Source organism: Corynebacterium sp. HMSC061H03, from assembly GCF_001838215.1.
Taxonomy (GTDB): Bacteria; Actinomycetota; Actinomycetes; order Mycobacteriales; family Mycobacteriaceae; genus Corynebacterium; species Corynebacterium jeikeium_D.
This window is the reverse complement of record NZ_KV836075.1, coordinates 161,789-176,636: the sequence shown is the minus strand read 5'-3', so window position 1 is coordinate 176,636 and position 14,848 is coordinate 161,789. Positions and strand designations below refer to the sequence as shown.

Here is a 14,848-nt window from a genome sequence, read left to right as displayed (position 1 = left end):
TTATGTCCACCGATATTCCGATTCATCCGAGCTCAGACGAGTCCGACGCCGCTGATCGCCCGGCTATCGGTTTTGATATTGGTGGAACAAACCTGCGCGCTGCAGTGGTCAGCGCTGATGGGCAGGTGCTGTATCGAGTTCAGACTAGTTCTGACGGCAGTGTGGATGCCATTGAACGTGGCATTGTCCAGACATCCGAGCGCTTGGTTGAACGCTTTCCAGATGTCAGCGCCATCGGTTTAGCTGTAGCTGGTTTTTTGGATTCTGACCGTCAGACGGTTCGTTTTGCCCCGCATCTGCCGTGGCGCGATGCGAACGTCGTCAAGCGTTTATCCTTGCTTCTCCCATGTCCGCTGCAGCTTGAGCACGATGCCAACTCGGCCGCCTGGGGTGAGTATCGCTTTGGTGCGGCTCGCGGTGCGGATAATTGGGTGCTGTTTGCGCTGGGTACGGGAATCGGCGGCGCGATGATGCCGGGTGGTGAGATTTACCGTGGCGCGTACGGCACGGCGCCGGAATTCGGCCACCTCACCGTTGTGCCGGATGGTCGTCCCTGCTCCTGCGGAAAGCGTGGTTGCTTGGAGCGTTACTGCTCGGGTACGGCGTTGGTTACCACCGCTCAGGAACTCTCTGAATCCGGTCGCTACTTCTCGCGGCTTACCGACGGGCTCGTGGCCGGCTCGGTAACTGGTACCGATGTCGTCTCGGCTGCTCGCCAGGGGGATGAATTGGCTCTAGCTGCGATTGATGACTTTGCTACCTGGCTGGGGCGTGGCCTGTCGATGGTGGGCGATGTCTTTGATCCGGAATTGATTGTTATCGGTGGCGGTGTTGCCTCGGCGTCTGATCTATACCTGGACAAGGCCAAGGCCGAGTTTGCCCGCAATCTCACCGGCGCTGGCTATCGTCCGGTAGCGGATGTGCGGGTCGCTGAACTAGGTGCGGATGCTGGGTTGATCGGTGCGGCGGATATTGCGCGCAGCGTTGTGGCTGCCGAGGGCGCGGCATCGTCGTAAAGCGTCAATTGGGGGATTGCAGGGGAATTCGCCCGCGAAAAGGTGGGGGAATGGCTGCGGAGATGGATCGTCGGACCACCTGAACCTGTATAGTTTTAAACTGTGAATAATCGCTGGTACAAGTTCTTTAAGTACATCCTCATTGGCCCTTGGCTGCGGATCTATAATCGCCCGTACTACATCGGTGGTGAGAAGATTCCTCAGGAAGGTCCAGCGCTGATGGCGTCGAACCACCTTGCTGTGATGGATCACTTTTTCTTCCCACTGGTCTGCCGCCGTCAGCTGACGTTCTTGGCGAAGGCAGAGTACTTCACCACGCCGGGCTTTGTCGGCGGTATCCAGAAGTTTTTCTTCTCCTCGGTGGGGCAGGTGCCGATTGACCGTACCTCTGGTGATGCAGCTCGCGATGCGCTGAACGCCGGCTTGAAGGTGCTGTCACGCGGTGACCTGCTGGGCATTTCCTTGGAAGGCACCCGCAGTCCGGATGGTCGACTGTACCGCGGTAAAACCGGTGCGGCGCGTGTAGCGCTGGAGGCCGGTGTGCCGGTGTTCCCAATGGCGATGATCGATACGGAGAAGGCCAACCCGATCGGCTCGTGGATTCCTCGTCCGGTGAAGGTCGGAACGATTATCGGCGACCCGATTGATCCGTCGGAGTACAAAGCCAAGTACAGCGATGAGTATGAAGCGGCCAGGGCACTGACGGATGACCTGATTAAGGAAATTCAGAAGCTTTCGGGCCAGGAATATGTCGATGCTTACGCGACTGATGTGAAGAAGTCCTTGGAGGCCGGCACCGGCTATCCAGCGGGAACCGAGCCGGGTGGAGAGCTGACCACTCCGGCTCCGGGGCCGAAGCCGACCCCTCGTCGCTGGTTTCGACGCGCTCGCTAGAATAATTAGGCGCAGATAGTTTTCGCGACAGTGGGGCTGCACACTTCCTATGGCGATTCGGTGCATGGGTAAGATTTGCTCGGTAGGGCTCCACGGTCTTTTGGTCGCGAGGTAGCCGACGCGAGGCCGAGGCTGGAGAGGATTCCACACCGTGCGTTATTTTTATGACACCGAGTTTATTGAAGACGGCAAGACTATTGATCTTGTCTCCATCGGTGTCGTAGCTGAGGATGGCCGCGAGTACTACGCGGTGTCTACCGAGTTCAATGAGAGCAAGGCCGGGCCGTGGGTTCGGGCCAATGTGCTCAATCAGCTGCCCAACCCCTCATCTCCGCTGTGGAAGAACCGGGACACGATCCGCGAGGAACTGCTGGCGTTTTTCACCGAACCCGGTACGGGCAGCCCAGAGCTGTGGGCCTGGGTAGGCGCCTACGACCACATTGCGTTGGTGCAGCTTTGGGGCGATATGACCAAGCTGCCGCAGTTTATGCCGCGCTATACCCGTGAACTCAAGCAGTACTGGGAGATGGCGGGCAAGCCACGGTTGCCGAAACAGACTGCAGGTAAGCACGACGCGCTGGCAGATGCCCAGCACAATCTGCTGAAGTTTCAAAAGATTGCCCAGAAGTTGCCGCTTGATTAAGCAGCGGAGTTCGAATATTTGGTGACTTGACTAACACCCTTCTGGCAGGGGCACTACAATGAACTTCTGTGAGTTGGACTATTGATCTCCCTGTAGATGACCTGCCCGATCTGCCACCGCTTCCCGGCGACATGGCTGAGCGTTTTGCTGATGTCGTATCCCGCCAAGCCCTACAGCAGCCAAGCTGGGATGCCCGCGCCGCTGCAAACGTACGTCGCATTCTCGAATCGGTACCGCCAATTGTGGTCGCGCCTGAGGTTCGTAAGCTTCGTCAGGAGCTTGCCGACGTCGCTAATGGTAAGGCCTTCCTGTTGCAGGGTGGCGATTGTGCGGAGACCTTTGAGTCCAATACTGAGCCGCACATTCGCGCCAATGTGAAGACCTTGCTGCAGATGGCCGTTGTGCTGACCTACGGCGCATCCACCCCGGTCGTAAAGATGGCTCGTATCGCTGGTCAGTACGCCAAGCCGCGCTCGAAGGATATCGACGGCGACGGTTTGCTTAGCTACCGCGGTGACATGGTCAACGGCGTTGAGCCGACCGAAGAAGCTCGAGTTCACGACCCAGCTCGAATGGTGCGTGCTTACGCCAATGCCTCTGCGGCGATGAACCTGGTACGTGCACTGACAGGTTCGGGCACCGCTGACCTGCACCGTCTGCACGAGTGGAACCGTGAGTTCGTCAGCAACTCGCCGGCTGGCGCCCGCTACGAGGACCTGGCACGCGAGATTGATCACGCACTGCAGTTCATGGCTGCCTGTGGTGTTGCGGACTCGAACCTGCAGACCGCGCAGATTTACTGCTCGCATGAGGCGCTGGTTGTTGACTACGAGCGCGCTATGCTGCGCCTTTCTGAAAACGATGGCAACCAGGAGCTGTTCAATCTCTCCGCGCATCAGCTGTGGATTGGTGAGCGCACCCGTGGCATTGAGGACTTCCACATCAACCTGGCTGCCATGATTGGCAACCCCGTCGGTGTGAAGATTGGCCCGACCACCACGCCGGAGGAGGCTGTCGCTTACGCCGACAAGCTCGACCCGTTCTTCCAGCCTGGTCGCCTGACCCTGACTTCGCGTCTGGGCAATGACAAGGTTCGCTCCGTGCTGCCTCCCATCGTTGAGGCTGTGGAAGCTTCTGGTCACAAGGTCATTTGGCAGTGCGACCCGATGCACGGCAACACTTACTCGGCTTCCAATGGTTACAAGACCCGCCATTTCGACCGCATTGTCGACGAGGTTCAGGGCTTCTTCGAGGTGCACCGCTCGATCGGTTCGCACCCGGGCGGTATCCACGTGGAGCTGACCGGCGAAGATGTCACTGAGTGCCTCGGTGGCGCGCAGGACATTTCCGATGTCGACCTGCCAGGCCGTTACGCATCCGCTTGTGACCCGCGTTTGAACACTCAGCAGTCGCTGGAGCTGGCCTTCCTGGTTGCCGAGATGCTGCGCAACTAGTTGCAACCAGCTCAGCTAGGTACAACTAGCCCAGCTAGTGCAGCGCCGCACTCATTAGCGCGCCGCACTTTTTACAGAGTGCTGACCGAAATGCTGTCACCCGCCGTGGCCTTAGCGCCCGGTCGGGGTGACTGCAATACGATGCGATCGTTCTCGTTCGCAGAGCCGTCGATGTCGAGCTGAAGATGCTGTTTCTCCGCTTCACGACGTGCCTGCGCAACAGTTTTACCCAGCAGCTGCGGAACCTTCACTGCTCTGGATACGGTCAGCGTGACAGTCGCATCATTGGGGTTAACCAGACGACCTGCACTCGGTGAGACTGCGTCGACACGGCCGTAGTCGCGCGAGGAGGAGGACGCGTCCTTTACTTCGCTTACCTCAATGCCCTCGCGCTGCAGAATTTGGCGAGCAGTATCTTCCGACTTGCCCACTACATTGGGCACTTCGATGCCGTTGTTAATGGTCAACGTCACAGAACTACCGCGTTCGAGGCCAGTGCCTTCCTCAGGAGACACGGAAAGAACCTCTTCCGGCTCAGCAGAGGAGGAGAACTCCGCCGATACTTCTCGGACCTCCAGCCCGGCCTTGCTCAACAGCTCACGAGCTTCATCCTCTTGAAGCCCCACGATCTTTGGCACCTTCACCGGTGCTGGCCCCTTGGAGTAATGCACAGTCACAACTGAGCCAACCTCGACGGTCTGTCCTGGAGCAGGAACCGCAAAGACCAAGCCGCCGGTGGAGACATCATCGGAAAAGACGGGGTCTCCGACCTCTTCTTTCAACGTCCGCTTAGCTAGGGCAGCGCTGAACACTTCCTTTGAGTGGTTCGCGGGATATGCGGGCACAGTCGGGCGGCCGAGACTGACCAGTACGCGAACATCATCACCGCGGACAACCCGCGCTCCAGCCAGGGGGTCCGAGCCAATAATCTGGGACACTGCGACATCGTTGTCGTAGCGCTCATCAACCACCGGTTCAAAGCCCGCCTCACTGATTGCGGTCATCGCCTGTGGTTGCGACAGCCCAGTGATAGAGGGCACTTCGCCATAACGGCCAGAGCCCAGCCACCACGCGCCAAGCCCCATGCCCAACGTGGCAACCAGGGCGATAATCAGCCACAATGCACATCCACGGCGCGTCCGCTGTCGGGTAGCTCGACGGCTCTTAGGCGTCTGAGTCTGAGCAGATCGCGGCTGCGGATGCTGTGGGTGCTGTGGACCCCGAGTGTCCGGCGGCAGCGGATATTCCGGAGCGCCTGGAACGTCGGCTGGTACGAGAGCTCCACCAGACGGCTCCGGGGATTCCCAGCCGGTGGGGTTGTACTCGTCATAGCGATCGAAAGTGCGTGTCCGCCCCGCATCCGGGTCGTCGAAATCATCGAAAACGTTTGGTGGTCCCGGTGGTCGGGAAGAAACGGGGCTACCGGGTGCGTCCGTCGAGAAGCCATAGCCGTCGTGACCGAAGCGCTCGGGTGCCGTCTCTGAGGTGCCGTGTCTGTCATCGAAATGGTCGTTGCCTGGTCGGTGGAAGTCCTCTGTGAGCCCCTCCATGGCGGCAGCGTTGGCGGCTGCTGAATTGACGGGCGACGGCACGCGGAATGGTGGCAGCGCGAGTTTGTCCGCAATGTCTTCGAGTGCGTCACCGAATTCCTCGGCCGTTTCAAACCGATCCTCCGGCCTGCGGGAACAAGCGCGGGCGACCAACTCGTCGAACTCCTCGGGAACGCCGTCGATGAGCTCCGAGGGGGGCGGGACATCTTCGTTCAATCGCTTCATGGCAACGCCCAGCGAAGAATCGGCGATGAATGGAGTGGTGCCGGTAAGCAGCTCAAAGAGCAAAATACCCGCCGCATACACATCGGAGGCAGGGGAGATGGATTCACCCGTGACCTGCTCCGGAGCCAGATAAGCGACGGTGCCGACGATGACCGAGTTAGAGGTCACCTTGGCATCAGCGGCCGCGCGCACTAGACCGAAGTCCGCCAGCTTCACTCGCCCGTCCGAGGCAATCAGCACATTTTCCGGCTTGATATCGCGGTGCACCATGCCGCGGGAATGCGCCACCGATAGGGCGCGCAGAACCGAGCGCATTACGACGGCAGCTGCATGCGGAGGCATCGGACCGCGCTGACGGAGCAGTTCGCGGAGGGTCCCACCGTCGACGAATTCCATAATGAGGAAAACATGCCCCGCCGGGTCCGTGCCCTGGTCGTAGACGTTGACGAGCGACTCGTCATTGAGGTGCGCGACCGCGCGGGCCTCACGTTCGAAGCGGATGCGGAAAGACTCGTCGTCGACAAAACGCGGATCCATGACCTTTGCGGCCACCCTGCGATCGAGCCGCAAATCGGTGGCGCAGTACACGGTGCTCATGCCACCGTGTGCGATGGTGGCTCCGATGCGGTAGCGACCATCGAGAATCTGCCCCTCGACAAGCTGCGACATAAACCAGCCTTCCCTGTTCCAATCAGTTGCTTCTAATAAGTATATGGGGACGTACCTACTGCAAGGCCAACGCGCTAAAGTGACCAGTGTGAGAAAGATTCCAACTTGCCACGATGTCCTGAGCGCCGACGAACCCACTCTTGCGCTGCCCGATGCCGCTGACCTCATTGGCGTCACCGTCACCCGAATTCACGCGTTGCTGCAGGAGGGTCGCCTTATTGCAGTTCACCGCGACGGCATTGCACAAATTCCCGCCCTCTTCTTTGAAGATGATGAGGTCGCGCGTTTTGTACCTGGCGCACTCGCATTGCTTGCCGACGGCGGCTACACGCGAGAAGAAACGCTGGAGTGGCTATTCACCGAAGATGAATCTCTGCCTGGACGTCCGGTGGACGCCCTGCACGGTCACCTTGCACGCGAAGTAATGCGCCGCGCACAGGCTATGGCGTTGTAAAGACCCGGACGGCGTCCTACGCCCGCCGTCCTACGCCCGCGATAGCTCCTGTCGTAATCGCCCGGCCACTGCTGTGAAAAGCAGCGGGAGGGCGATTTTTGCTTTTCGAGCGCGTCCCACTTGAGCGCGTTGCGCAAAGACGTTGTAGTTCATGCGCTCAATTTCGCCGAGAATGTCTGAGTAGAGAATCTCCGCGGCACGGATAGCCTGACGCCCTGGCACCTCTAACATGTCCACGCCGCTGCTGGCTTCGGCATAGAGGGCGCGGTTGCGAGCGATGAAGAAGGCCAATGCCTGACGTACCGCCGGGGTCGTCTGTCCCGTGGCGGCACAGTAGCCGATCTCCTCGGTACCCACTCCGAAGGCCTCCCACTCATTCAGTGGTAGGTAAATACGGCCACGGCGAAAATCCTCGGCGATGTCGCGGAGGAAATTTGTCACCTGAAAGGCTTTTCCCAGGAGCTCTGCGTAGGGAGTGGCTTCCTCACGGGAGACCCCTGTGCGGGTGCCTAGGATGGGCATCATCTCAAGGCCGATGACTGCTGCGGAGCCCCACATATACGAGTCGAGTTGCTCCCATGTTTCAAAATGCGCAATGTGGCACGATGTGTCGGGCACGTCCATCAACATGGAGTGAACAAAGTCCGCAGAGAGCTGTGGATCGATGTCGTAGTCGCGAAAAGTCTGTGCGGCCGCCGAGATGACGGCACGGTCGCGGTCGCGGTGGACGTCGTCAAGCGAACCGATGACGACAGCTGAGTGGAAAAGCTCGCTTAAACGTGTGACCGTGGCTTCGATGTGCGTGGGGGAGCGGTCGGCGTCGGCGGGGCAGTCGACGTAGTCATCGACGATGCGTGCCCAGGCGTAGAGAGACCACACCGCACGCTGTTGGCGGGGTGCCAATAGTCGCGTGGCCAGGGAATACGTGCGACCGTGGGAGGCCATAATATCGCGGCAGAGCTCGTAGGACTGTGGCAGCGCGATGGTCGAGAGAGGCTGTGGGGTGGGCATGGACAACTATGCGACCTCGGTTGACCGCGACAGGGGTGCCACCGTGGAATCCGTGTCTGCGGCGGTTTTATCGTCGCGCCACGGGTACTTCCAGCTGAATTTTCCAGTGGTCAGCCAGCCGACGGCCAGCCAGCCGAGAACGGTAATGATAACCATCCAGGGCACGTCGTAGAAGCGGTGATTGCCGCCGCCGGCGAAGGACAGCGACAGGATGAATGTGAACAACACGGTGCCTTGAACCACCCATCGTGGCGGGCGAATCGTTCCCATGGGAGTCAATAAGCTGGCGTAGTACCAGGGAAGTGCCACGGCATTAAATACGCAGGCCACCACGTAGGCGGCAATCATGCCAGCGACATTGTTACGAGGGGTGGCTCGGAAGTAGAACCAGGAGATCACGAGTCCCACCAGCATGATGATAGAGGAGACCACGCGTGTGTGGCTGACGATGACATTGAAACCGATGTCGTCGTTGAACCACGCCATGACGCCCGAGATCACACCAGCGACCGCTGACGGTGCTGCCAGGGGGTTAATCACCTTGGTATTGCCACTGATCTCGGAAATCCAGCCCCAGCTCGAGCCGGTCAGCCACGTCACCACTGCAAGCGTGCCGACGCAGACTGCGACCAACACGATGCCCACACCGGCAATCGCCGGAATCTTGCGCAGCATCTCTTGAACCGTGGCGATGGGCTCGCGCCTGGTCAACACAATCCACACGACGAAGGGCAGCGCCAGGACAGCGGTGGCTTTCAGCGCGACGCCGATTCCGATGAGGACAGCAGCGACTAGGCCGCCCCGCATGTGCTCCATGTGCAGTGCGGCGACTAGTGCCAGGCTGACCAATCCGACCATCAGTGCCTCGTTGTGCATACCCGCAATCAGATGCAGTAGCACCAGTGGATTGAGCACACCGAGCCACTGTGCGAAAGCCGGATTTGCTCCAAGCTCCCGGGCGATTCGCGGGATCGACCAGACAATGGCGGCGAAGCCCAGCAGACACACAATGCGGTAGAGAATCACGCCGACGGTGATGTTGTCGCCGACAATCCGCGTGATGACCTCGCCAATTCCCAGATGCAGCGGGCCATACGGGGTGGTGGTATTCCGCCAATCTGCGGATACCTCCAGCAGCATCGGCCCTGGATTAGCTGCAGCTCCCTCGGTGTAGGGATCAAACCCATCGCGGACCATCGCGCCCTGCATGAGATACGAATAGACATCGCGAGAGAACAGCGGTGCGGCCAGCGCGAGGGGAATTGCCCAGGCCAACAGGATTGAATTGAACCGACGCAACGTGGACTCATCGCCGCCAGCGTTCGCTGGAACCGCAGCGTCTGCTGCGTCGCCAGCATGGGCAGAACCGGCCACAATGTCCCGGGTGGTCCCCTTCGAGAACAGCAGTTCCCGCCCGATGCGCAGCCACGAGATAAGCAGCAGGGCGATACCTACCCAAATCACAATCTCACAGAAAATCTGACCGTGACCGTAGGTGATCCAGTCGAGTCCCAGAGCGTGGACAAGGCCGCCACGGTAGCGATTCGCACCGGAACCGTAGGAGCCCAGAGCAATGAGGATGCCACCGTAGACACCCAGCTGAGCACTCCGCGATAAATTCATGTCAACCTAAACAATCGATACATTGCTGATGCATTAATCCTAGTTGGTCAGTGACCACCGGCAGACATCCGGGAGACATTCATGAGCTAAGGCGTTTCAAACCGCTGTGCCGCAAGTCGTCCCGAAATCATGACCGTCGGCACGCCAACCCCCGGCACCGTCGTCGATCCCGCCAGCGTCAGATTCTTTGGCATCTTCGGAGAGAAGTTGCGGGGACGGAACGGCCCCGTCTGTCGGAACAGATGCGCCAGCCCAAACGGCGAGCCAACGCCCATGTCGCGTTCTTGCCACTGCTGAGGGGTATCGATCCGACCGACTCGCCACTTCGTAGAAATCCCGGTCAGTCCGCGCCGCTCCAGCTCAGCGGTTATTTTCGCAACGTAGTCCCCACCGATTCGTGACCAGATCAGATTGGCCGACTGCAAGTTGGGGCACGGCGCGAGCACACTGACGGGCTCCCACTGCACGCCGTTCGCATCTGTGACAATACGCTCCGGCGCGCTCACCGCAGGCCGGGTGACCAGCAATGATGGGTCCGACATTAGCTTTCCATGGCGCGGTGACGAGATCTCCTCAAAGGTTTCGTTCCACTTTTCGCCAAACGAAATCAGGTGATGCCGCTTCGGCCACGTCGCAGTCTCCGAAACCGGAATCAGCCCGTGCGCCACCACCGCCGATGGAGAAAATCGAACTGGGAACAACCGTCGCGCTCCCGTCCGCTTTACGACGCTCCGAAGGCCTCGCCGCTTCGATGAGCTACCGGCGGCAGAGGTAGCCGCGTCGTGAAGCCAGCTCTGCACCACAGGTAAATCGGTCGTAGCGATGACGGCATCGGTGGGACGCTCGCCAGTTGCCGTGGTGATGGCGGAGACAAAGTCTGCTTCGTCAACTTTCAGCCCAGTGACATCAACGCCGAAGTCGATGGTTCCGCCAGCTCGACGGACGGCCTCGGCGAGCAACTCGCTGACGGCGCCTATACCCGAACCAAATGCGGGGGAGTGCGGATAGTAAACCCCCATCGAGGTATCCATGTGGGAAATGCAGCCGTAGACCGCACGGGCCTTAGCGGGAGGCACACCTGCGTAAAGCGCCTGGAAGCTGAAAACGCGAGCGAGATCATTATCTCCGAGGAAGGCACGAATCTTAGGTTCGAGGGCGCCGAAGGCACCGAGTCGGAGGAGCGTAGTGAGGTCGCGAAGCGCGCCGGGCCCGGTGAATAGGTCCGTAACGCGGTCAAAGCTGCGGGACATGAAGTTGTCGAAGCAGGCATTGAAGAGAGTTTGCAGCCACGTGCGAAGTTTGCGGTAACCGGCGACGGTGGAGTCAGAGGCACCGAAGCGCGCGAGTTCATCGGCCATCATGTCTTCGTTGGAAAACACGTCGAGTCCGCCGCGGGTGGCAAATTCCGCACGGTAGGTGGGCGTGATTGGGGAGGCCGAAAAACCCGGGTCGATATCGCGCGCGTAGAGGCCGACGGCGGCGAGGGCATCGTCGACAAGCGAGGGCATGGTCCATACAGTTGCGCCAGTGTCGAAGACTGCGGTGAGCGATTGCTCGTCGATATCGACTGTGATGGGTTCACTGGCGCAGCGTCCGCCGACGAAACTTCCCCGCTCGACAACGGTGACATCGTAGCCATCGGCGATGGCGTAGAGCGCGGCGGTAAGTCCGGACAGGCCTGCGCCGATGATGGTCAGTCGTGGTTTGGAGCCCTTATGAGGACGAGTGACCGCACGTCGCAGACGCGGGGAATTAATGGGGGCACGAGTGGGGGAAGCAGCGGGCATGACTACGCAACACCTGGTCTAATGCTGACGAGCGGTGGCGCGAACGCCCATAGCAATGAGGTTCTCGCGCGACGTTGCAGGCAGGTCGGCATTCTCGATAGTGGAGAAAGCGCGGCTGGTCAGGCGGTCAATTTCACGTTCGACGGCATCGGCAGCGCCGGAATCAGCGATGAGATTTCGTAGCTCATCAATATCTGCAGCAGACGAGACCGCTCCCAGGCGTTCATCGATAAAGCGGGCCTTTTCAGGTGCGGAATCGAGGTAGAGGCTTAAAGCCTGGCCGACCAGTACGGTTCGCTTGCCCTCGCGGAGGTCATCGCCGGCAGGCTTGCCCGTGACTTCGGGATCGCCGAAAACACCCAGCTGATCGTCGCGGAGCTGGAATGCCACACCGATATCGCGGCCGAAGCTGCGGTAGGCCTCAACCAATTCCGCTGGGGCGCCGGCAATCGCAGCACCAATGTGGAGCGGCCGCTCGATGGTGTAGGCGGCGGTCTTGAACAGATTGATTTTCTCAGCGGTCTCGACGCGACTGTCCCGGCTGGCTTCGGCCGTGATATCGAGCAGTTGGCCGCCAAGTACTTCAGTGCGCATCGCCCGCCAGGGGACAAGTGCGCGGGTTAGCGCCTCCGAGCTGAGGCCTGAAGAGTGCATCATGTCATCAGCCCAGGTCAGAGCAACATCGCCAATGAGGATTGCGGCCGAAATACCGAAGCGGTCGGCGGCTCCATTCCAGCTATTGGCCTCGTGCTTGGCCTCGAATACCTTGTGGATAGTCGGTGCGCCACGGCGCGTATCAGCGTCATCGATGATGTCGTCATGAATGAGTGCACAGGCTTGAATGAGTTCCAGGGCGCTCACCGCGTTCATCACAGCCTGGGAATCCTCGGCTGGGGAGAAACGGCCTTCGAGGCCGCCTGCTCCCAACCACCCCTGCCAGGCGAAGGCTGGACGCACGCGCTTGCCCCCATTGAGGACGAAGGAATGGAGCGAATCTATGGCCTCGGTGTACACCGCATCGACCGACGCGACATCGTCGCCACGGCTTTTGAGGTAGTTCTCCAGCGTTTTGGTAACAGCAGCTGGTACTTCGCGGGGCTGCAGCGCGGCCAAATCCAGTTCTTCGCTCATGTGAGCCTCTCGTCGATGACGGGTAATGCTGACTCAAGAATAGGACACCGCTTAGTATGAGTGACTATGTCCTCAACAATGCCACCGTCGCCAGGCCGCCAAGTGACGATCCGCCAGGCGCTTTCAATGCCGAGCGCGGGCAGTATTCCCTTCTCGGTCGAGTTCATGCCCCCGCGTGACGACGCCGCCGAGGAACGTCTTCTTCGAGCAGCTGAGGCTTTCCATGATCTTGGTGCCTCCTTTGCATCCGTGACCTACGGCGCCGGTGGTTCTAGCCGCGACCGCACCCTGCGAATCGCCCAGCGCGTTTCGAGGCAGCCGCTTACAACGCTTGTGCACCTGACATTGGTAGAGCACACTGTCGACGAGCTGCGGGAAATCCTGCGCTCTTATCTCAGCGCGGGGCTGACGAATCTGCTTGTTCTGCGTGGTGACCCACCGGGAGACCCGCTTGGTCCTTGGGTGGAGACCGAGGGCGGTCTGCACTACGCCAGCGAGCTGATTGAGCTGATTAAGGCCGAGCCGGAGTTCGAGAAGTTTGAAATCGGCATTGCGTCGTTTCCGGAAGGACACTACCGCTCGCCGGATTTGGACCATGATACGCAGTACACGCTGGCCAAGCTGCGCGCGGGAGCCGAATACTCGATTACGCAGATGTTCTTCGATATTGAGCACTACTTACGCCTTCGAGACCGCCTGGTGGAAGCCGACCCAGTGCACGGTGCCAAGCCCATCATTCCGGGGCTGATGCCGATTACATCGCTGCGCTCAGTGCGCAGGCAGGTTGAGCTCTCCGGGGCACAGTTGTCATCCGATTTGGAGGAACGCCTGATTAAGGCAGCAGATGGTGACGAGCAGGCCAATAAAGATGAGATTCGCAAGATTGGTATCGAGTTTTCGACCAACATGGCAGAGCGGCTCATCGCCGAAGGCGTGCCGGGGCTGCACTTTATGACTATGAACTTCGCTCGCGCCTCCCAGGAAGTTTTGCACAACCTCGGCATGGCGCCCGAATGGGGCACCGGCCAGGATATGCTGCGCGGCGGTTTTTAATTGCTAAAAGTCCTGCATGTCGCGAACTCTTCGCGCCCACAGGACACCTAGCACTGAGGCTAGGACACCGGCGGCTGTGGTCACACCGGCAAATAATAGGAATTGATTCCGCTTGGTGGATCCAGCCGGCGACGAAGCCCATACATTATGGTTCTCGCCACTGGCGAGCTGCCATTCCACCTTGTTCGGTTCGGTCTGGCGGCCATTGGAGTCAGTAACCTGCTCCGGGAACGCGACGACGAAATCAACCTTCGCGCCGGGCAGGTGAGTCAAATCCATGTGGCCGTTCATCGAAATCTTGCCGCCACCGGTACGGTCTAGGTCGATGTCTACGCGATCGTCGGAAAGCTGTCGGAGCGTATCGGTGAGTTCAATGAAGTGCAGCTCGTTGAACGAGACTTCCATCTTTCCTGTGGAGGAGTCGATTACTCCCTGCGAGACGCGGTCGGAGAGATCTTCCGGTACTTGCCACTGCTCAAATTGGGAACGGACTTCCTCCGTGGGTGTTACGTGAATTGTGCCCGAGACCCTGTCGTCGCCGGAAATGGTAATGCCAGCCTGTGCGTCAAAGCAGCCGCTGAGCGGCAAGATGGCGGCAATTCCGGCCATTGCTGTGGCAATGCGCAGAGGCGAAAGCCGTCGACGTGGTGTGGAAGGTTCACTCGGTGATGATGTCACGGGGAAGATCTACTCCTAGAACTGCGAAGGGACGGGAGTCCCCTGTGAAATAAAAGTTCCTTAAAACATCCTTGAAACCAAATTGGCGGTAGAGCTGCCATGCCCTATTGGCCTCATTCGGGTATTCCGGGGTTGACAACAGAACTCGCGTCTCTGGGCGGGAATCGACCAACTCGCGGAGCAGTCGTTTACCGAGTCCCCGCCCCTGAAAGCTGGGGTGTATGTGAATCTCAGACAGTTCGGCGTAGTTGCCCAAGAGCTTGACGACGTCCGGTAGCGAGCGCCCGTCCATGAGCAGTCCATCTCTTACCTGGCGATACCACCAGTGCGTGTCCAATCCTGTACGGCAGTAGCCGATGCCAACCAACCTGCAGCGCGGGTCGCGGAGAGCCTGGGCAGGGGAGAGCTCTTTGGGGTGAGCTATGGCTGCAGCAGCCATGAAGCCGGGTTGAGTGGTTTGCTTCTGCCATTCGTGGAGACGACCGGGCAAGATTGCGGGGTTGTACTGCATCGCGGTGATGTAGAGAGCCACTGCTTCTTGCAGGCGGAGATTGAAGTCTCCTGCTGTCATCGGAACCACGCTGTATTTCACAGTGACCAGATTAGCGACTTGGACGAACTTAGTTGTGAGATTACTGCAATAACATCGAGTCGAACAGG

General features: G+C 59.6%; 13 protein-coding genes. 6 read left to right on the top strand and 7 right to left on the bottom strand.

Going from position 1 to position 14,848, the window contains the following annotated elements; translation table 11 throughout:
* Positions 1-2 precede the first annotated feature (2 nt).
* From HMPREF2787_RS07500 to HMPREF2787_RS07485, 4 genes are all read left to right on the top strand, one after another.
* Positions 3-1,016, top strand: coding sequence for an ROK family glucokinase (locus tag HMPREF2787_RS07500; RefSeq protein ID WP_070858912.1), 1,014 nt, complete (start codon positions 3-5; stop codon positions 1,014-1,016).
* A gap of 102 nt (positions 1,017-1,118) precedes the next feature.
* The gene (locus HMPREF2787_RS07495; protein ID WP_049170252.1) at positions 1,119-1,910 is read left to right on the top strand and encodes a lysophospholipid acyltransferase family protein; all 792 of its coding nucleotides are present in this window, start codon (positions 1,119-1,121) and stop codon (positions 1,908-1,910) included.
* A 151-nt stretch (positions 1,911-2,061) separates the two neighbouring features.
* Positions 2,062-2,553, top strand: coding sequence for a polyadenylate-specific 3'-exoribonuclease AS (locus tag HMPREF2787_RS07490; protein WP_016423018.1), 492 nt, complete (start codon positions 2,062-2,064; stop codon positions 2,551-2,553).
* Positions 2,554-2,621: 68 nt separating this feature from the next.
* Entirely contained in the window at positions 2,622-4,007 is a 1,386-nt protein-coding gene (locus HMPREF2787_RS07485; RefSeq protein WP_005510339.1) for a class II 3-deoxy-7-phosphoheptulonate synthase, read from the top strand.
* A 71-nt stretch (positions 4,008-4,078) separates the two neighbouring features.
* Here HMPREF2787_RS07485 and HMPREF2787_RS07480 read toward each other — a convergent pair whose 3' ends face one another.
* Positions 4,079-6,451 carry a Stk1 family PASTA domain-containing Ser/Thr kinase gene (locus HMPREF2787_RS07480; RefSeq protein WP_070858911.1) on the bottom strand — a complete coding sequence of 791 codons (2,373 nt, stop codon included), beginning with the start codon at positions 6,449-6,451 and terminating at the stop codon, positions 4,079-4,081.
* Positions 6,452-6,530: 79 nt separating this feature from the next.
* Here HMPREF2787_RS07480 and HMPREF2787_RS07475 point away from each other — a divergent pair, with 79 nt between their 5' ends.
* Positions 6,531-6,905, top strand: a complete 375-nt coding sequence (locus tag HMPREF2787_RS07475) for an Rv2175c family DNA-binding protein (RefSeq protein WP_070595616.1) — start codon at positions 6,531-6,533, stop codon at positions 6,903-6,905.
* A gap of 30 nt (positions 6,906-6,935) precedes the next feature.
* Here the strand turns inward: HMPREF2787_RS07475 and HMPREF2787_RS07470 are convergent, their stop codons facing one another.
* The 4 genes from HMPREF2787_RS07470 to HMPREF2787_RS07455 all read right to left on the bottom strand — a co-directional run bounded on the left by HMPREF2787_RS07470 (position 6,936) and on the right by HMPREF2787_RS07455 (position 12,457).
* Positions 6,936-7,916, bottom strand: coding sequence for a phytoene/squalene synthase family protein (locus HMPREF2787_RS07470; RefSeq protein WP_049170403.1), 981 nt, complete (start codon positions 7,914-7,916; stop codon positions 6,936-6,938).
* A gap of 6 nt (positions 7,917-7,922) precedes the next feature.
* Positions 7,923-9,539, bottom strand: a complete 1,617-nt coding sequence (locus HMPREF2787_RS07465; RefSeq protein WP_048731201.1) for an alpha-(1->6)-mannopyranosyltransferase A — start codon at positions 9,537-9,539, stop codon at positions 7,923-7,925.
* 86 nt (positions 9,540-9,625) lie between these two features.
* Complete coding sequence (crtI, locus tag HMPREF2787_RS07460; protein ID WP_070858910.1) at positions 9,626-11,326, bottom strand: phytoene desaturase family protein; 1,701 nt, start codon at positions 11,324-11,326, stop codon at positions 9,626-9,628.
* Positions 11,327-11,344: 18 nt separating this feature from the next.
* Positions 11,345-12,457, bottom strand: coding sequence for a polyprenyl synthetase family protein (locus HMPREF2787_RS07455; protein WP_048731197.1), 1,113 nt, complete (start codon positions 12,455-12,457; stop codon positions 11,345-11,347).
* A gap of 66 nt (positions 12,458-12,523) precedes the next feature.
* Between HMPREF2787_RS07455 and metF the strand changes: the two genes are divergently transcribed.
* Positions 12,524-13,510, top strand: coding sequence for a methylenetetrahydrofolate reductase [NAD(P)H] (gene metF, locus HMPREF2787_RS07450; RefSeq protein WP_048731195.1), 987 nt, complete (start codon positions 12,524-12,526; stop codon positions 13,508-13,510).
* Positions 13,511-13,513: 3 nt separating this feature from the next.
* Here metF and HMPREF2787_RS07445 read toward each other — a convergent pair whose 3' ends face one another.
* Together HMPREF2787_RS07445 and HMPREF2787_RS07440 are read right to left on the bottom strand one after the other, a co-directional pair.
* Positions 13,514-14,188, bottom strand: coding sequence for an LppM family (lipo)protein (locus HMPREF2787_RS07445; protein WP_016423011.1), 675 nt, complete (start codon positions 14,186-14,188; stop codon positions 13,514-13,516).
* Entirely contained in the window at positions 14,169-14,759 is a 591-nt protein-coding gene (locus HMPREF2787_RS07440) for a GNAT family N-acetyltransferase (RefSeq protein ID WP_048731193.1), read from the bottom strand. The genes HMPREF2787_RS07445 and HMPREF2787_RS07440 overlap by 20 nt, the downstream gene beginning before the upstream one ends.
* Positions 14,760-14,848: the final 89 nt, after the last annotated feature.

What these genes read in the sequence shown, in the direction of transcription:
- HMPREF2787_RS07465 (WP_048731201.1), bottom strand. Translation starts at nt 9,539, where the DNA reads ATGAATTTATCGCGGAGTGCTCAGCTGGGTGTCTACGGTGGCATCCTC.
- HMPREF2787_RS07440 (WP_048731193.1), bottom strand. Translation starts at nt 14,759, where the DNA reads ATGACAGCAGGAGACTTCAATCTCCGCCTGCAAGAAGCAGTGGCTCTC.
- HMPREF2787_RS07455 (WP_048731197.1), bottom strand. Translation starts at nt 12,457, where the DNA reads ATGAGCGAAGAACTGGATTTGGCCGCGCTGCAGCCCCGCGAAGTACCA.
- HMPREF2787_RS07480 (WP_070858911.1), bottom strand. Translation starts at nt 6,451, where the DNA reads ATGTCGCAGCTTGTCGAGGGGCAGATTCTCGATGGTCGCTACCGCATC.
- metF (WP_048731195.1), top strand. Translation starts at nt 12,524, where the DNA reads ATGTCCTCAACAATGCCACCGTCGCCAGGCCGCCAAGTGACGATCCGC.
- crtI (WP_070858910.1), bottom strand. Translation starts at nt 11,326, where the DNA reads ATGCCCGCTGCTTCCCCCACTCGTGCCCCCATTAATTCCCCGCGTCTG.
- HMPREF2787_RS07500 (WP_070858912.1), top strand. Translation starts at nt 3, where the DNA reads ATGTCCACCGATATTCCGATTCATCCGAGCTCAGACGAGTCCGACGCC.
- HMPREF2787_RS07470 (WP_049170403.1), bottom strand. Translation starts at nt 7,916, where the DNA reads ATGCCCACCCCACAGCCTCTCTCGACCATCGCGCTGCCACAGTCCTAC.